This window comes from Paraburkholderia sp. D15 (assembly GCF_029910215.1).
Lineage (GTDB): Bacteria > Pseudomonadota > Gammaproteobacteria > Burkholderiales > Burkholderiaceae > Paraburkholderia.
On the sequence record NZ_CP110395.1, the window covers coordinates 2,768,839 to 2,785,237 of the forward strand.

Here is a 16,399-nt window from a genome sequence, read left to right on the forward strand (position 1 = left end):
GGGAAATTCAGTTATTGCGAGGGCTCGGGCGGCCCAGTTCGTCGAGCCGCCCGACGCTCGCGTAGCGATTGCCGTCGAGGCGGGTCAACGGCTCGGCGAGCACCGTGTCGAAGCGGCCATCCGCACCGACGAAGCGCTCGTCGAGATGCACGCCGACGATGCGGCCGAACACGACCCGGCTGTACGTTTCACCGGGCCCCGTCGGTTCGATGTCGACGATCCGCAGCAGCCGGCACTCCATGCTCGCGGGCGACGCGGCGACGCGCGGCGGCTTCACCAGCACGCTCGGCGCTTTCTCCAGCCCGGCCAGTTCGAATTCGTCGGTGCCGTAGGGCGCGTCGATCGAGCTCGTGTTCATCGGCTCGCGCAGATCCCAGGTCACGAGATTCGTGACGAATTCGCCCGTCTCGCGGATATTCGTGACCGTGTCCTTTTCATGCCGGTCGGCCGGCGTATTGCACGAAAACATCACGACGGGCGGCGCGGTCGAGACGAGATTGAAATGCGAGAACGGCGCCAGATTCACCTCGCCTTTGCCGTTGACCGTGCTGATCCAGCCGATCGGCCGAGGCGCGACGATCGCGTTGAACAGCGTGCGCTTGAAGCCGGGCGTAGTCGCCGGGTCGAGAAACATCGATATCTCCTTGTCCAGATCCGGCTCGCGTCAACCGCGCAGCCCGCCTTTCACGAACACCGCCTTGCCGGTTTCGTACAGCACCGCGTGACGCTCGGCATCGGTCAGCAGCGCGGTCGCGTCGAGCATCCGCTCCACCATGTCCTGGTACGTGCCCGACGACGTGCCGATATCCGAGCCCCACATGATCCGGTCCGCGCCGAACATGTCGACCGCGCTGCGCAGCGCCTGGTCCGCCGGCATGTCCGTCTCCCGATAGATGTCGAGGTTGATCGACGTGAACTTGAAGAAGATGTTCGGTTCGGCCGCAAGCGCTTCGAAACGGGCGTCGAAGCCGAAGTTCTCGTCCTCCACTTCCGGTTCGAGCATGTGGTCGAGCACGACACGCAGGCTCGGGAAGCGCCGCGCGAGCGTGACGATCGTCGGCACCGACGGACCGCCGCCGCCCTCCGCGAGCACTTCGATATCCATCACGATGCCGTGCTCGTTCGCGACGGCCCACGTCTCCAGCGCGCGCGGCGAATCCAGCCACGGCATCGTGCCGTCCGGCTCGCGGCCGCCGAACAGCCGCACGCCCGCGAGGCCGTGCTGGTCGATGTAGCTGCGCACGAGCGCGGGCGTGCCCGCGTCCTCGGCATCGAGAATCACGACGGCCGAGAAGAGCTCCGGATGCGCATCCGACGAATCCAGGATGTAGCTGTTGTCGTACCGGTAGATCATCCGCTTCTGGACCGCGACCGCCTCGACCACGCCCGCTTCGCGCATCCACGGCAGCATGCGCGCCGCGTCCGGCACCTCGTTGATCGGGTTGGGACCGTGCTTGCCGCCGGGCAGGCCGATCACGCCCGGCAGACGCGGCGGCGCATTCGGCGAGCGTTTCATCGGATTGCGCGGATAACGCGTGATGTCGTCCGCCACCAGATGCGCGTGCGAATCGAACAGCTTGACGGGTTGGCCGGACGGCCCGGTCGTCGAGGGTTGCGGGGAATTCATGTCGTCTCCATTCAGGTACAGGTTGCTGGGTGCCACGCGGCCGGGCCGACGCCTAGAACAGGTGGCGGATGCCGATGGTGAAGCCGGTTTGCGCGTCGCTGGCCGACGGCGTCGCGAACGTCAGCGCCGCAACCGCGCGATGCCCGGTCGAATCGAAGCCCCCCGCCTTCTCGTGCAACAGCACGCAGTAGAGGTCGGTTCGCTTCGACAACGCATAGTCCGCGCCGAGATCCCATTGCTGATAGCTTGCGCCGCTTTCTCCCTCGAAGGAGCTGGCTCGTGTGTACGAATACGCGACGCCAAGCAGGAAAGCCGGTGTCAGCCGGTACTTCAGGTTCGCCTCGGCGGTGTTGAACGTCACGCTCTTGCCGGCCTCGCCCTTGGGCGGCGCGGCGCCCGCGACCACCGTCGCGCCGAGATCCGAGAATTTCGTGTTCGTGTAGATCGCGCCCGCGGTGAATTTGCCGATGTCGTAGGAGGCACCCGCACCGAACACCTGCTGCGAGCCGGCGCTCGCGTAGCCGCTGAAAACCGGGCTCGCGAAGTTGTTGCCCGTCGCGCTGCTGGTCGCGTTGTTGCCGAACAGCGAGTAGTTCGGATTCTTCACGTACAGGTAGGCGGCCGCGAGCTTGAACGGACCTTGCGCGTAATCGGCGCCGGCCGAGATCATCTCGTTGCGCGTGACCGCGCCGGCGATGCCGCCGAGGCTGTAGGTCGCGCCAAGCTGCAGGCCGTGATACCGCGGGCTCACATACTTGATCGCGTTGTTCGCGCGCTCGGTGCCGTCGACGTCGTCGAGACCGGCCGGATGGTAGCCCCAGCCCGCGCCGCGCGCCGCCCAGTCGGTGCCGGCCGAGAACGGGCCGAGATAGCTCGACAGCGTCAGATACTGGCGGCCCAAGGTGACCGTACCGTAGGGCGTGCCCAGCCCGACGAAAGCCTGACGGCCGAATAGCAGACCGGCTTGCAGCGCGCCCGTCGTCGTCGTGAAGCCGTTCTCCAACGTGAAAACGGCGCGATAGCCGCCACCGAGATCCTCGCTGCCCGTCAAACCGAAACGCGATGCGCTTTCGTTGCCGCCCGCGATCGCGGACTGCGTCTTGCCGCCGGCATTGCTGTTGTAGCGATAGCCGGCATCGACGATGCCGTAGAGCGTCACACTGCTCTGGGCGTGCGCGGTACATGCGATGCCGCACGCAGCGGCGGCGAGCAGCGTCAACGATGTTTTCATGGTGCCTCCTCCTGTTGTCATGGCCCGTTCGCGACGGGTGCTCCTTGTTATCGATGCCGGGTCTTCGGTGCACGCCCGCCCGGTTCGACGCGACGTATGGTTCCACGCACGCCGCAGCGAGCCAAGCTCGTTTCAATGACATTTCGCAGCGCGAAAACCGCGGCATCCGGAACGGGTTTATCCGCTGCCCAGCGACGGTCCCGGCGACCATCCGGATTTCGCAGGGTGGAATCGTCCGGAATCGTGCTGGTGAGCAAAAAGGGCGCGGCGTAGTATTGCCCGCCGTGGGCCAAGCGTATTAGGCACGGCCCCGCTCACAGACAAAACCGGCACGGCACCGGGCGAACTCGCCGTGCAACCGGTCCGCACCGTTGGAGGAGACATGGAGATTTCACTGACCGCAACGGCGAACCCCGTTGCCGCGCACGACGAACGCCTGATCCGGCGCATCTGGTGGCGGATCATGCCGCTCATCATGGTGACCTATCTGGTATCGGTCATCGACAAGATGAACGTCAGTTTCGCGAAGCTGCAGATGGCGCACCAGATCGGTCTGACCGAAACCGCTTATGGCCTCGCGTCATCGCTCTTCTTCATCGGCTACCTGATCTTCGAGATTCCGAGCGCGCTCGGCGTTCACCGTTTCGGCGCGCCGAAATGGATCGGCCGGATCATGCTGAGCTGGGGGATCGCGACGGTGCTGCTCGCGTACACGTCGTCGGGTTCGATGTTCGCCGCGCTGCGCTTTCTGGTCGGCGCGGCGGAAGCGGGTCTGTATCCCGGCATCGTCTATTACCTGACCGTCTGGCTGCCGCGCCGCTACCAGGTGCGCGCGGTCGCGCTGCTGACGCTGGGCAGCGCGCTCGGCAACATGCTCGGCTCCGCGTTCGGCGGGATGCTGCTGTCGCTCGACGGCACGCTGAACCACGCCGGCTGGCAGTGGGTGTTCATCGTGACCGGCGCGTTCGCGCTCGTGCTCGCGCCGATCGTCCTGTTCAGCCTGCCGCGCAGCATCGAGACCGCGCGCTTCCTCGATCCGGCCGACCGCAGCCGCCTCGCGAAGATGGTCAGCGACGAGGCGCCGTCCACGAACCACGAAGGCACCGTCTGGGCCGTGCTGCGCGACCGCATCGTGATGGCCTTCGCACTCGGGTACACGCTGCTGCTGACGTCGCTGTACGGGATCATTTACTGGCTGCCGACCGTGATCAAGGGATTCGGCGTATCGAGCTCGCTCAACGGCTTTCTGACGATGCTGCCGTGGACGCTGACCGCGGTGCTCCTGCTGACCGTGCCGCGGCTGCTGAAGCGCGATAGCCAGGTGCGCGTCGGCGCCACCGTGATCGGCGCGATCGGCTGCGTCGCGTTCGTCGTCAGCCTGCTCGTCAGCGATCCCACCTATCGCTACATCGCGCTCGTGTTCGGCACGCCGTGCACGTCGCTGCTGCTGCCGTGCTTCTGGTCGCTGCCGTCGAAATACTTCAGCGGCCGGCGGGCCGCCGCGAGCCTCGCGGCGATCAGCAGCATCGGCAACTTCGGCGGCTTCCTCGCGCAGAACGCGATGCCGTGGATCGGCAAGACGCTCGGCCACGCCAGCTACGCGATGCTGCTGCCCGCGCTGTGCCTGCTGCTGCTCGGCGGCACCGCGCTGGCGATGGAACTCGCGAACCGCCGCGTGCCCTTCACCCCGTCCGCGCGCTGACCGGGCGCGCGCCCTTCGCTTTCACTGGCCTTCATCGTCATGCACGACAGCACCACGCACCAGATCGGCACCTTCGTCAAAACCGGCGCACCGCAAATCATCGAGATTCTCGGTGGCGCCGGCCTTCATTTCGCGGTCGTCGACGCCGAACACGCGCCGTTCGACCGCGGCACGCTCGACATCATGGTGATCGCCGCGCGGTCGGTCCAGCTGCCGCTGTTCGTCCGGATTCCCGACATGCAGGCGACGACCATCCAGTCGGCGCTCGATCTTGGCGTGTCGGGCCTGCTCGTGCCGCACGTCGACTCGGCCGACGACGCACGCCGGCTCGTCGCCCGCACGCGCTTTCTGGATGGCGAGCGAGGCTTCTCCAGCTCGCCGCGCTTCGCCGGCTATGGCGCGCTGGGGATGAAAAGCGCGGTCGATGCGGGCAACGGCACCACCGTGATCTGTCAGATCGAGAGCCGTGCCGGCTGCGCGGCCGCCCGGGAAATCGCCGCGGTCGACGGCGTGGCCGGCCTGTTCGTCGGACGTGCGGATCTCGCGCTGTCGTTCGGTCTGACCGATGCACGCGCGGCCGCCGTCATGCAGGCGACCGTCGACGTGCTCGCGATCGCGCGGGACGCCGGCAAGACCGGCGGCGTCGCGCTTGGCGATGCGCACGAATGCGAAGAATTCGCGCGGATGGGCGCAACGTGGTTCGTGATCGGCTCGGACCAGTCGCTACTGCGCAAAGGCGCGCTCGGGCTGATGGCCTGAGGCGGCACTGGCCGCGCCGGACGGCGGCGAAAAACTGCGATAATCGGCGTTTTTCGCAGCCGGCCTATCGGCTCCCGCGTCACGGCTCGCACGCTATGCGCCGGACCAACGATCAGGGCAACACCATGGCGGAACGAGACACGTCGATCCGGGCGGTAGAGCGGGCCATCACCCTGCTGCGCGCGCTCAACAAGATGCCGGTCTCGACGCTCGACGGCCTGCATCAGGCAACGTCGCTGCCGAAGCCGACGCTCGTCAGACTGCTGCGCACGTTCGTGGAGCTGGGGCTCGTCGCGCGTGGCGCGCGCCTTGGCGAATACCGGTTGCTCGACGGCGTCAATGCGCTGAACTCGGGCTATCACCACGTGCCGCGCGTTGTCGAGATCGCCGCGCCTCTCGTGCGCGAGTTGACCGAGGAAATCAAATGGCCGATCGCCGTCGGCATGCTCGACGTCGATGCGCTGGTGGTCCGTTACAGTACGATCCCCTACTCCCCGCTGTCGCTACTGCATTCGTCGATCAACATGCGGCTGAGTCTCGTGTCGCGCGCGCTTGGCCGTGCGTATCTCGCTTTCTGCTCCCCTGAGGAGCAGGAGATGTTGCTGGAAATAGTCCGTCAGAGTCACCATCCCGAAGACAGCGTCGCGCAGGACCGCAAGGTCGTGCAGGCGATGCTCGCCGAGACGCGGCAGCGCGGCTACGCGCTACGCGACGCCAGCGTGCGTCCGGTGTCCGGCACGCTCGCGATACCGGTGATGGCGAACGAGTTCGTGGTGGCGTCGATGGGACTGACCTGGTTCTCGTCGGCGCTGACGGTCGACAAGGCCGTCGAGCGCTATCTCGACCGGATGCTCGCGGTGTCGCGGCGGATTTCAGAACTGTTGTAGGTGTATCGCGCGGGCGGCGGCGGAAGCCGTGGATGCGGGGAGAGCCCGGGACCGGCCGGACAGAAGGCAGAAGGAACGGGACAGAAAAAAGGACGGCCGAAAACGACAAAGCCCCGATTTCTCAGGGCTTTTTCGAACTTCAGTGTCTGTCTGCGGCGCATCAAATCTGATTTGATGGTGGAGGTAAGCGGGATCGAACCGCTGACCTCTTGCATGCCATGCAAGCGCTCTCCCAGCTGAGCTATACCCCCCTTGCAGAACAGAAACGAGATCATAGAGGGCAAACTGCGCTTTGTAAAGACCCTTTATGCAATTGCATACAACTTTTTTCACGAGTCGTATGCAAACCCTCTCAAGGCTCGCTCGACCGCGCTCAGCCCAACGCTTTTTCGATACGACCGACGACGACTTCGCGGCCGAACAACATCAGCACGCTGTCGATGGACGGCGTATGCGTGGTGCCCGCCACCAGCAGACGCACCGGCATGGCCAGTTGCGGCATCTTCAGCTTGTGCGCGCCCAGCGTGGCCTTCAGCGCAGCGGCAATCGCCTCCTTGCTCCACTCCACGCTCCTGAGCGCCGTGGCCAGTTCGCCGAGCGCCGGACGCACCGCGTCGGTCACGTGCTGCGCGAGCGATTCGGCATCCGGCGCCGGTGTGCGATAGAACATCGCGGCGTTTTCGGCGATTTCCTTTACCGTCGACGCGCGGTCCTTCAGCAAGCCCACCACCGCCGTCAGATCGGCGCCCTGCGCGAGCGCGGCCTCGTCGATGCCCAGCTCCGCGAAGAACGGTCGCGCGAGTTCGGCGAGACGCGCGTTATCCGCTTCCTTGATGTAGTGCGCGTTCAGCCAGTTCAGCTTGTCGTGGTCGTACTGCGCCGGCGACTTGCCCAGATGGTCCAGATCGAACCACTCGACGAACTGTTCGCGCGAGAACACTTCCGCGTCGCCATGCGACCAGCCCAGACGCGCGAGATAGTTGACCACCGCTTCGGGCAGGAAGCCGGCGTCGCGATAGGCCATCACGCTCATCGCGCCGTGACGCTTGCTCATCTTTTCGCCCTGCTCGTTCAGCACGGTCGGCAAGTGCGCGTAGACCGGCGGTTCGCCGCCGAGCGCGCGCAGAATGTTGATCTGCCGCGGCGTATTGTTCACGTGATCGTCGCCGCGAATCACGTGGGTAATGCGCATGTCCAGATCGTCGACCACCACGCAGAAGTTGTACATCGGCGTGCCGTCCGGACGGGCGACCACGAGGTCGTCGAGCTCCTCGTTCGAGATCTCGATACGCCCCTTCACCGCGTCGTCCCAGGCCACCACGCCGGTCAGCGGATTGCGGAAGCGCAGCACCGGCTGCACGCCGGCCGGCGGCTCCGGCAGCACCTTGCCGGGTTCCGGACGCCACGTGCCGTCGTAGCGCGGCTTTTCGCCCGCTTCGCGCTGACGCTCGCGCAGCGCGTCCAGTTCTTCCGTGGACATGTAGCACGGGTACACGAGGCCGGCCTCGCGCATCTGCGCCAGCACTTCGCGATACCGGTCCATGTTCTGCATCTGGTAGAACGGGCCTTCGTCGATGTCGAGGCCGAGCCACGCCATGCCTTCGAGAATGGCGTCCACGGCCTCAGGCGTGGAACGTTCGACGTCGGTGTCCTCGATCCGCAGCACGAAGGTCCCTTTCATCTTGCGCGCGAACGCCCACGGATAGAGCGCGGAGCGAATGTTGCCGAGGTGGATGAAGCCGGTGGGACTCGGTGCGAAACGGGTACGAACGGAGGTGGTCATTAGCGGTTACTCGGAAGACGGGCGCCGGTGCCTCGACCAGTACGGCTCGTGAGGCGCGGCAGCGAAGCGCGCCCATGCGGAGGATCGACACCGCGCATGGACACGAAGGAAATAGATACGAGAGCGCAATTATACCTTCCGGCATCGCCTAGGCTGTCCTCGTCCGGATGGCCAGCGAGGGTTCACAAGGCGTTCGCGGCCGCCCGGCGGCGCGGCCATCGCGGGATCGCCGCGGCAACCATGCGACCCGACCATGCGAGGCAATGACGGGACCTCGACGGCACAACAGCAAACCGAAGCAACGTTTCATTACCGGCGCGCCGCGTGCCGCGCGCTTTGCTTTATGATGTGCGCGCTACGAATCGAGCTCGGCATCGAGATCGAACCGCAGCGCATGGAATCGCCCGCCGGCGACCCTGTCCGTTCGACTCTATCGCTTGATCGCGGCTCAGCGCGACGCTGTCCATGTCGCCGCTGCCGTTGCTGGAGAACCCGCTTGAAATCCAACCCCGAATCCACCGCCGCCACCCCGGCCAGTCTCACCCGCCGTCACTTTTCGCTGGCCGCCGCCTCCGCCGTGCTGGCCGCCTGCACCACCACCGCCGGCAAGCTCGACGGCGCGCCCCTCAGCGCCACGCCGACCACGCCCACCCCCACGTTGCCCGCCGACAGGCCGCAGCGTCCGGTGCGCGTCGCGCTCGCGCTGGGCGGCGGCGCCGCGCGCGGCTTCGCGCACATCGGCGTGATCAAGGCGCTCGAAGCCCGCAACATCAAGGTCGATCTGGTCGCCGGCACGAGCGCCGGGTCGGTGGTCGGCGCGTTGTACGCGTCGGGCATGAACGGCTTCGCGCTGAACAAGCTCGCGCTGAACATGGATGAAGCGTCGATCAGCGACTGGGCCATGCCGTTCCGCACGCGCGGCTTCCTGCAAGGCATCGCGTTGCAGAACTATCTGAACACCACGCTGAACAACCGGCCGATCGAGAAGATGGTCAAGCCGCTCGGCGTGGTCGCCACCGACCTGAACAGCGGCCAGCCGATCCTGTTCCAGCGCGGCAACACCGGCATCGCGGTGCGCGCGTCGTGCAGCGTGCCGTCGATCTTCGAACCGGTGAAAATCGGCGGCCACGAGTATGTGGACGGCGGCCTGGTGAGCCCCGTGCCGGCTTCGTTCGCGCGCAAGATGGGCGCGGATTTCGTGATCGCCGTGGACATCTCGCAGCGCCCGGAAAGCGGCCAGACCTCCAGCTCGTTCGACGTGCTGATGCAGACCTTCACGATCATGGGCCAGTCGATCAAGGCGTACGAGCTCGACAAGTACGCGGACATCGTGATCCGCCCGAATCTCGCGCAGATGAGCGGCAGCGACTTCTCGCAGCGCAACGCCGCGATCCTCGCGGGCGAGGAAGCGGTCGCGAAGATGATGCCGGAGTTGCAGCGCAAGCTCGCCGCGGCGCGGCCGCTGACGCAGCCGATCGGCTAGTCGTCCGCCGATATCCGCGCCGAACCGCGCGAATCCCGCAGTTCGGCGCCCAAACGAAAAAAGCCTGCTTCAAACGAAGCAGGCTTTTTCTTTTCACTAGACCCCAACTAAAACCAGCACGACATCAATTATTTCCGCCGATCGCCGCGTTCACGCGCTTACGCAGATCCTGCCCGTCCTGATAGGACGTTTCGATGCGGCGCGCGCCGGTGAAGCGCTTTTCCCAGTAACCGTCGTCCATGTCGTCGACGCGGATCGTGCTGCCGGTGGACGGCGAATGCACGAACTTGTTGTCACCGATATAGATGCCGACGTGCGAGAAAGTGCGGCGCATCGTATTGAAGAACACCAGATCGCCCGGCTTCAGGTCGCTGACGCGCACCTTTTCGCCGACGCGGCTCATTTCCTCGGCGCGGCGCGGCAGCGCCATGCCCAGCGTGTCCTGGAACACGTAGCGGACGAAGCCGCTGCAATCGAGCCCCGAATCCGGCGTATTGCCGCCCCAGCGATAACGCACGCCGATCATGTTCAGCGCGCCCACCACCACATCGCCCGCTTTACCGGCCATGCCGGACAGGAACGACTTGGCGCCGCCATCCGAATCCGGGGTGGCGGCTTGGGAACTCGAGGAGCTCAGGGAGGACTGGGAATTCGACCCGCTGGAGGTCGAAAGTGAGGCATTCTGATTAAAACTGCTGACTTCGTCGGCGAAAGCGCCGGGAGCTGCTGCCATCAAGACGCCAATGAACATCCCGGCGACGACGCGCGTGCAAGCCTGGGTTAGGTTTCTGTGCTGCATTGGTCGGTAGTTTTTGCCTAAGAATCAGTGGTCTACGGAAAAAAGTTTGGTCGATACTAGCCAGTAAGTATTCACGTGTCAAAACAAATAGAAAAATACAATCGACATACGCACCCAATTGGTGAAAGGGTGAAAAATCAATGATCCAGCGCCGCTTTCAGAAGCTTTCGCGTGTACGGGTGGGACGGCGTCGCAAAAATCTGCTCAACCTCTCCACTTTCGACGATCGAACCGTTCTGCATGACCACGACACGGTGCGCCATCGCCCCGATCACGGCCAGGTCGTGACTGATGAAAACGAAGCCGAGGTTGTACTTCTGCTGCAGCCCGGCGAGCAGCTTCAGCACCTGCTGCTGGATGGACACGTCGAGCGCGCTGGTCGGTTCGTCGAGGATCAGCACACGGGGTTCGAGCACCAGCGCGCGGGCGATCGCGATGCGCTGCCGCTGACCGCCGGAAAACTCGTGCGGATAGCGGTGCAGCGCCGTGCGGTCGATGCCGACTTCGCGCAGCACCGCCAGCACCTTCTCGCGCCGCGCCTGCGGCGTCATCGCGGGGCGATGCAGCGCCAGCCCCTCGCCGACGATCCGCTCGATCGTCTGACGCGGCGACAGCGAGCTGAACGGGTCCTGAAATACCACCTGCATGGTCGAGCGCAGCGTGGTCCGTTCCGCGCCGCGATAACTGCCGAGCGCCCTGCCCTGAAACTCGATCGCGCCGTGCGCGATGCGTTGCAAGCCGAGCAGCGCCATCGCAAGCGTCGATTTGCCCGAGCCGGATTCGCCGACGATCCCGAGCGTCTCGCCCTGCCGCACCGACAGGCTCGCCTGCGCGACCGCGCGGAAACGGCCCGCGCGGAACCAGCCGCCGAAGCCGGGCAGCTTCGTTCTGAAATCGACCGACACGTCGCGCGCTTCGAGCACCACCGGCGAGATCGGCAGCACCGGCACCACCGTGCGCTCTGGCCGGCTGGCGAGCAGCCGCTGCGTGTACGGATGCTGCGGCGACTCGAACACCTGCGCGACCGGTCCGCTTTCGACCAGCACGCCCTTCTCCATCACCGCGACGCGCTGCGCGAAATGGCGCACCAGGTTCAGGTCGTGCGTGATCAGCAGCACGGCCATGCCGCGCTTTTGCGCTTCGTCGCGCTGCAACTCCAGCAGCAGATCGACGATCTGCGCGCGGATCGTCACGTCGAGCGCGGTGGTCGGCTCGTCGGCGAGCAGCAGGCGCGGCCGGCAGGCGAGCGCCATCGCGATCATCGCGCGCTGCCGCTGGCCGCCCGACAGTTGATGCGGATAGCTGTTGACCCGCTTGCCCGGCTCGGCGATGCCGGTGCGCCCGAGCAGCGCGACCGCGCGCTTGCGCGCCTCGCCGGCCGGCACGCCGTCGTGCACGACGATCGTTTCCGCGATCTGGTCGCCGATCGTGTAGAGCGGATTGAGGGCCGTCATCGGCTCCTGAAAGATCATCGCGATGTCGGAGCCGCGCAGTCCGCGCATCTCCCGCTCGCTGCGGGCGAGCAGATCCTCGCCGTCGAAGCGGATCGCGCCGCTCACCTGCGCGTCGCTCAGGAGCCGCAGAATCGACAACGCGGTCACGCTCTTGCCCGAGCCCGACTCGCCGACCAGCGCGACCCGCTCGCCGCGCTGGATCGCGAGCGTCACGTCGTTCACCGCGACGGTGTCGCCGAAGGTCACCTGCAGACGGTCGAGTTCGAGCAGCGGCGGCGCGTCCGGTTCCTGTGCACGATCGCGATCCCGTGCGAAATTCGCCGGCGCGCTCATTGATTGCCTCCCGCGCGCATCGCGTCGGAAATGCGGGTGTCGAGCGCATTACGCAGCGCGTCGCCCATGAAGGTCAGCAGCAACAGCATCGCGACCAGCACGCCGAAGGTGGACAGCGAGATCCACCACGCGTCGAGATTCGCCTTGCCTTGCGCGAGCAGTTCACCGAGGCTCGGCGTCGGCGACGGCACGCCGAGGCCGAGAAAATCGAGGCTCGTCAGCGCGAGAATCGAACCGCTCATGCGAAACGGCAGGAACGTGATCACCGGCGTGAGGCTGTTGGGCAGCACGTGGCGCCACATGATCTGCCAGTTCGACAAGCCCATTGCGCGCGCCGCCCGCACGTAGTCCTGCTGGCGGTTGCGCAGGAACTCCGCGCGCACGTAGTCCGACAGACCGATCCAGCCGAACAGCGAGAGCAGCACGATCAGCAGGATGAAACCCGGCTCGAAGATCGACGAAAAAATGATCAGCAGGTACAGCTCCGGCATCGCGCTCCAGATTTCGATCAGCCGCTGGCCGACTATATCCGTGCGTCCGCCGAAGAAGCCCTGCACCGCGCCCGCCGCGATGCCGAGCACCGTGCCGATCAGCGTCAGCACCAGACCGAACTCCACCGATACCTTGAAGCCGTACAGCAGACGCGCGAACAGATCGCGGCCGCGGTCGTCGGTGCCGAGCCAGTTATCGCGCGACGGCGGCGCCGGATTCGGCGCCTTCGAAAAGTAGTTCAGCGTGTCGTAGTAGTAGCGGTTCGGCGGATACACGGCGAAGTTGCCGGGCGCGTCCAGCCGCTGCATCACGTACGGATCGAGATAATCCGCGGGCGTCGGAAAGTCGCCGCCGAAGGTGGTCTCCGCGTAAGTCTTGAAGAGCGGGAAATACAGCTGGCCGTCGTAACGTACCACCAGCGGTTTGTCATTCGACCAGAGCGGCCCGGCAAGGCTCGCCGCGAACGCGACGACGAACACGATCAGGCTCCAGTACCCCAGACGCTGCTGGCGAAACCGCTGCCACACGCGGCGCGCGGGCGACGGCGAGACGAACGCGCGAACCGGTTCGGTGCGGGCCGCCGCATCGGCGGAAAGGCGGGCTCGATTCATCAACGCTCCAGTTGTTCGAATTGGATGCGGGGATCGACCCACACGTAACAGAGATCGGAAATCAGCTTGGTGGCGAGCCCGATCAGCGTGAACAGATACAGCGTGCCGAGCACCACCGGATAGTCGCGCCGCACCACCGATTCGTACGACAGCAGGCCGAGGCCATCGAGCGAAAAAAGTGTCTCGATCAGCAGGCTGCCGGTGAAGAACGCGCCGATGAACGCCGCCGGAAATCCGACGATCAGCGGCAGCAGCGCGTTGCGGAACACATGCTTCCACAGCACGCGCCGCTCGGAGAGTCCTTTCGCGCGCGCGGTCAGCACGTATTGCTTGCGGATCTCGTCGAGGAACGCGTTCTTGGTCAGCATCGTGACGGTCGCGAAGCTGCCCACCACGGAGGCGGTAATCGGCAACGCGATATGCCACAGATAGTCGACGATCTTGCCGCCGAAGCTCAACTGCGCCCAGTTGTCGGACGTGAGGTTGCGCAGCGGAAACAGCTGCAGGAAGGTGCCGCCGCCGAACAGCACGAGCAGTAGCACGCCCAGCACGAAGCCGGGAATCGCGTAGCCGGTCAGCACGACGAGACTCGTCGCGATGTCGAAGCGCGAACCGTTGCGCACCGCCTTCGCGATGCCGAGCGGCACCGATATCAGATACGTGAGAAAGAACGTCCATAAGCCGATGCTGATCGACACCGGCAGCTTCGACACGATCAGCGACCACACGCTTTGATGGCGGAAATAGCTCTGACCGAGGTCGAAGGTCGAGAAGCGCTTGAGCATCAGGCCGTAGCGTTCGAGCGGCGGCTTGTCGAAGCCGTATAGCGCCTTGAGTTGCGCGACCTGTTGCGCGTCGACGCCGGTGTGCGCGCGCAGACCGAACGGCATGCCGTTCTGCGCGCCCTTGCGCAGTTCGTGCTGCATCTGCTCGACCGGGCCACCGGGGACGAACTGGATCACGACGAAGGTCAGCGTCAGCACGCCGAGCGAGGTCGGGATCATCAGCAGCAGGCGTTTGAGGATGTAGCTCCACATGGTGGTCGTTCCGGTGCGAAGTCGTTGGGTGAATCGTTGGGTAGATCGTGGTTTGAATGGGTCGATGCGTCGGGTGCGAGGATGGTGGCCGTACGAAGGCGGTGCGGCCGGCTCGTGCCTCAACACAACGCAATGCAGGTCAATGCGCCGGCGTCTGCCCTTGCGTCTGCCCCTGCGGCGGCCCATACCACCACATGGTCGCGATCCACCCTTCCGCGCCATAGTACAGGGGCAAGGTCGTCGGCCACGCGAGCCCGCGCTTGAATGCCACCCGATGCGTCGCGCTGTACCAGTGCGGCACCACGTAGTAGCCGTGCATCAATACGCGATCGAGCGCATGCGTCGCGTCGAGCAGTTGCTCGCGCGTCTGCGCATGCACGAGCGCGCTGAGAATCGCATCCACGGCCGGCGACTTCAGGCCGATCGCGTTGTCGGAGCCGGTCGTGTCCGCCGCCTTGCTGCCGAAGCGCTCGATCTGCTCCGAACCCGGCACCTGCACGTCGGGCATGCGCAGCGTGGTGGTGTCGAACTCGAACGCATCCAGACGCTTCTGATAGACCGCGAAGTCGGACACGCGAAACGTCGCGGTAATGCCGAGCTTCTGCAGATTGCGGATGTAGGTCGCGACGATCGGCTCCATCTGCGCGGACGAGCCCGAGTCGTCGAGTATCTCGAACTGGAACGGCTCGCCCTTCGCGTTACGCAGCGCGCCGTCGCGATACGTCCAGCCTGCCTGCTGCAACAGCGCACGCGCCTGCAGCAGATTGGCGCGCAACGAACCGGGCGCGTCGGTATCGGGTTGCCTGGGCGGCGGCCCGAACACCGCGGGGTCGAGTTGCGCGCGCCACGGTTCGAGCAGCTTCAGTTCACCCGGCGACGGCAGCCCCTTCGCCTGCAACTCGGTATTGGAAAAGTAACTGTCGATGCGCGTGTACTGGTTGAAAAACAACTGACGGTCGAGCCATTGGAAATCCAGCGCGAGATCGAGCGCCTTGCGCACGCGCACGTCCTGAAACAGCGGTCGCCGCGTATTCAGGAAAAAGCCCTGCATGCCGGTGCCGTTATGTTGCGGAAATTCGCGTTTGATCAGCTCGCCGCTGTCGAACTTCTTGCCGACGTCGCGCCGCACCCAGTTACGCGCGACGTACTCGACCAGCGCGTCGTACTCGCCCGCCTTGAACGCTTCGAGCCGCGCCGTGCTATCCGAATACAGCTTGTAGACGATGCGGTCGAAGTTGTTCATGCCGACCCGCACCGGCAACGCCGCGCCCCAGTAGTTCGGGTCGCGGCGGAAGGTGATCGTGCGGCCGTTGTCGTACTGATCGATCAGATACGGACCGCTCGCGATCGGCTTTTCGAACGCCAGTTGATCGAACGGAATACGGCTGCCGTCCGGCTTCACGCCCCACTTGCGCGAGAACACCGGCATGCTGCCCACGAGCAGCGGCAGTTCGCGGTTGCGCTGATGAAACTCGAAGCGGATCGTGTGCGGATCGACCACCACCGCGCGCGTGATTTCGCCGAAGATCGATGCGAATTGCGGCGCGGCTTGCGGACTTTTCAGCGTGTCGAGGGAGAACTTGACGTCGTCGGCGGTGACGGGATCGCCGTTCGAAAAGCGCGCGCGCGGGTTGATGTGGAAAGTGGTCGACAGCCCGTCCGGCGCGATCGCGATGTCGTCGGCGAGCAGGCCATAGGCGGAGGCGACTTCATCGCTGCTGCCGATCGTGAGGCTCTCGAACATCAGCTCGACGCCCGGCGCGGTATTGCCGCGTAGCGTGAACGGATTGAATTTGTCGAAGCTCGTCAGGCGGCTCGGATTGGCCAGCACCAGCGTGCCGCCCTTCGGCGCATCGGGATTGACGTAGTCGAAATGCTTGAAGTCCGCCGGATATTTCGGCTCGCCGTATTGCGCGATCGCATACACCGCGTGCGCCGGCGTGGCGGCAATCAGACCCGTCATGCAGACGACGCCCATCACCGCCAGCGACCCACCGATACGCGAGAGTCTTCGCATCACGCCGCACCGAAATGCACGAAGCGTTGAAACCCGTCGCGAACCAGTTGTCATGGGGGCCTTGTCGATGAAGGGATAGAAGCGATGCGAAAGGATTCTACCCAATAAAATCGCGCCGGCCGCGTGTCCCAATTTGATCGCGCAAGATCATGCGGGTCGTGCACCTCGTGCACCCCATGCACCT

Annotated in this window: 13 protein-coding genes and 1 tRNA gene; 4 read left to right on the top strand and 10 right to left on the bottom strand. The window is 65.2% G+C overall.

Features of this window, described 5'->3' with window-relative positions; translation table 11 throughout:
* Positions 1-7: 7 nt before the first annotated feature.
* Genes LFL96_RS11860 through LFL96_RS11870 form a run of 3 tightly spaced genes read right to left on the bottom strand, consistent with a single transcriptional unit; the run spans position 8 to position 2,858 of the window.
* Positions 8-634: a flavin reductase family protein gene (locus tag LFL96_RS11860; RefSeq protein ID WP_280995434.1), complete on the bottom strand. Its 627-nt coding sequence runs from the start codon at positions 632-634 to the stop codon at positions 8-10.
* A gap of 30 nt (positions 635-664) precedes the next feature.
* On the bottom strand, positions 665-1,627 hold the full coding sequence (locus LFL96_RS11865) for an amidohydrolase family protein (RefSeq protein ID WP_280995435.1): 963 nt from the start codon (positions 1,625-1,627) through the stop codon (positions 665-667).
* 52 nt (positions 1,628-1,679) lie between these two features.
* Positions 1,680-2,858 carry a porin gene (locus LFL96_RS11870; RefSeq protein ID WP_280995436.1) on the bottom strand — a complete coding sequence of 393 codons (1,179 nt, stop codon included), beginning with the start codon at positions 2,856-2,858 and terminating at the stop codon, positions 1,680-1,682.
* 388 nt (positions 2,859-3,246) lie between these two features.
* Between LFL96_RS11870 and LFL96_RS11875 the strand changes: the two genes are divergently transcribed.
* The 3 genes from LFL96_RS11875 to LFL96_RS11885 all read left to right on the top strand — a co-directional run bounded on the left by LFL96_RS11875 (position 3,247) and on the right by LFL96_RS11885 (position 6,206).
* The gene (locus tag LFL96_RS11875) at positions 3,247-4,560 is read left to right on the top strand and encodes an MFS transporter (RefSeq protein WP_281000716.1); all 1,314 of its coding nucleotides are present in this window, start codon (positions 3,247-3,249) and stop codon (positions 4,558-4,560) included.
* Between the two features lie 39 nt (positions 4,561-4,599).
* Positions 4,600-5,319 carry an aldolase/citrate lyase family protein gene (locus LFL96_RS11880; protein WP_280995437.1) on the top strand — a complete coding sequence of 240 codons (720 nt, stop codon included), beginning with the start codon at positions 4,600-4,602 and terminating at the stop codon, positions 5,317-5,319.
* 95 nt (positions 5,320-5,414) lie between these two features.
* Positions 5,415-6,206, top strand: a complete 792-nt coding sequence (locus LFL96_RS11885) for a DNA-binding transcriptional regulator (RefSeq protein ID WP_280995438.1) — start codon at positions 5,415-5,417, stop codon at positions 6,204-6,206.
* Between the two features lie 175 nt (positions 6,207-6,381).
* On the opposite strand, the gene LFL96_RS11890 is transcribed toward LFL96_RS11885, so the two are convergent.
* Positions 6,382-6,457: transfer RNA gene (locus tag LFL96_RS11890), tRNA-Ala, on the bottom strand.
* A 122-nt stretch (positions 6,458-6,579) separates the two neighbouring features.
* Positions 6,580-7,989 (bottom strand): glutamate--tRNA ligase, encoded by a 1,410-nt coding sequence (gene gltX / locus LFL96_RS11895; protein ID WP_280995439.1) that lies wholly within the window; start codon positions 7,987-7,989, stop codon positions 6,580-6,582.
* A 496-nt stretch (positions 7,990-8,485) separates the two neighbouring features.
* On the opposite strand from gltX, the gene LFL96_RS11900 reads away from it, so the two are divergent.
* Positions 8,486-9,472, top strand: a complete 987-nt coding sequence (locus tag LFL96_RS11900; protein WP_280995440.1) for a patatin-like phospholipase family protein — start codon at positions 8,486-8,488, stop codon at positions 9,470-9,472.
* 124 nt (positions 9,473-9,596) lie between these two features.
* On the opposite strand, the gene LFL96_RS11905 is transcribed toward LFL96_RS11900, so the two are convergent.
* The 5 genes from LFL96_RS11905 to LFL96_RS11925 all read right to left on the bottom strand — a co-directional run bounded on the left by LFL96_RS11905 (position 9,597) and on the right by LFL96_RS11925 (position 16,215).
* Positions 9,597-10,271, bottom strand: coding sequence for a C40 family peptidase (locus tag LFL96_RS11905; protein WP_280995441.1), 675 nt, complete (start codon positions 10,269-10,271; stop codon positions 9,597-9,599).
* Between the two features lie 137 nt (positions 10,272-10,408).
* Positions 10,409-12,058 carry a dipeptide ABC transporter ATP-binding protein gene (locus LFL96_RS11910; RefSeq protein ID WP_280995442.1) on the bottom strand — a complete coding sequence of 550 codons (1,650 nt, stop codon included), beginning with the start codon at positions 12,056-12,058 and terminating at the stop codon, positions 10,409-10,411.
* On the bottom strand, positions 12,055-13,161 hold the full coding sequence (locus LFL96_RS11915; RefSeq protein ID WP_280995443.1) for an ABC transporter permease: 1,107 nt from the start codon (positions 13,159-13,161) through the stop codon (positions 12,055-12,057). Before LFL96_RS11915 ends, LFL96_RS11910 begins: the two co-directional genes overlap by 4 nt.
* Complete coding sequence (locus tag LFL96_RS11920; RefSeq protein WP_280995444.1) at positions 13,161-14,198, bottom strand: ABC transporter permease subunit; 1,038 nt, start codon at positions 14,196-14,198, stop codon at positions 13,161-13,163. Before LFL96_RS11920 ends, LFL96_RS11915 begins: the two co-directional genes overlap by 1 nt.
* Positions 14,199-14,337: 139 nt before the next feature.
* Positions 14,338-16,215 (bottom strand): extracellular solute-binding protein, encoded by a 1,878-nt coding sequence (locus LFL96_RS11925; protein ID WP_280995445.1) that lies wholly within the window; start codon positions 16,213-16,215, stop codon positions 14,338-14,340.
* Positions 16,216-16,399: the final 184 nt, after the last annotated feature.

What these genes read in the sequence shown, in the direction of transcription:
- LFL96_RS11915 (WP_280995443.1), bottom strand. Translation starts at nt 13,161, where the DNA reads ATGAATCGAGCCCGCCTTTCCGCCGATGCGGCGGCCCGCACCGAACCG.
- LFL96_RS11905 (WP_280995441.1), bottom strand. Translation starts at nt 10,271, where the DNA reads ATGCAGCACAGAAACCTAACCCAGGCTTGCACGCGCGTCGTCGCCGGG.
- LFL96_RS11865 (WP_280995435.1), bottom strand. Translation starts at nt 1,627, where the DNA reads ATGAATTCCCCGCAACCCTCGACGACCGGGCCGTCCGGCCAACCCGTC.
- LFL96_RS11870 (WP_280995436.1), bottom strand. Translation starts at nt 2,858, where the DNA reads ATGAAAACATCGTTGACGCTGCTCGCCGCCGCTGCGTGCGGCATCGCA.
- LFL96_RS11925 (WP_280995445.1), bottom strand. Translation starts at nt 16,215, where the DNA reads ATGCGAAGACTCTCGCGTATCGGTGGGTCGCTGGCGGTGATGGGCGTC.
- LFL96_RS11860 (WP_280995434.1), bottom strand. Translation starts at nt 634, where the DNA reads ATGTTTCTCGACCCGGCGACTACGCCCGGCTTCAAGCGCACGCTGTTC.
- LFL96_RS11885 (WP_280995438.1), top strand. Translation starts at nt 5,415, where the DNA reads ATGCGCCGGACCAACGATCAGGGCAACACCATGGCGGAACGAGACACG.
- LFL96_RS11880 (WP_280995437.1), top strand. Translation starts at nt 4,600, where the DNA reads ATGCACGACAGCACCACGCACCAGATCGGCACCTTCGTCAAAACCGGC.
- gltX (WP_280995439.1), bottom strand. Translation starts at nt 7,989, where the DNA reads ATGACCACCTCCGTTCGTACCCGTTTCGCACCGAGTCCCACCGGCTTC.
- LFL96_RS11920 (WP_280995444.1), bottom strand. Translation starts at nt 14,198, where the DNA reads ATGTGGAGCTACATCCTCAAACGCCTGCTGCTGATGATCCCGACCTCG.
- LFL96_RS11910 (WP_280995442.1), bottom strand. Translation starts at nt 12,058, where the DNA reads ATGAGCGCGCCGGCGAATTTCGCACGGGATCGCGATCGTGCACAGGAA.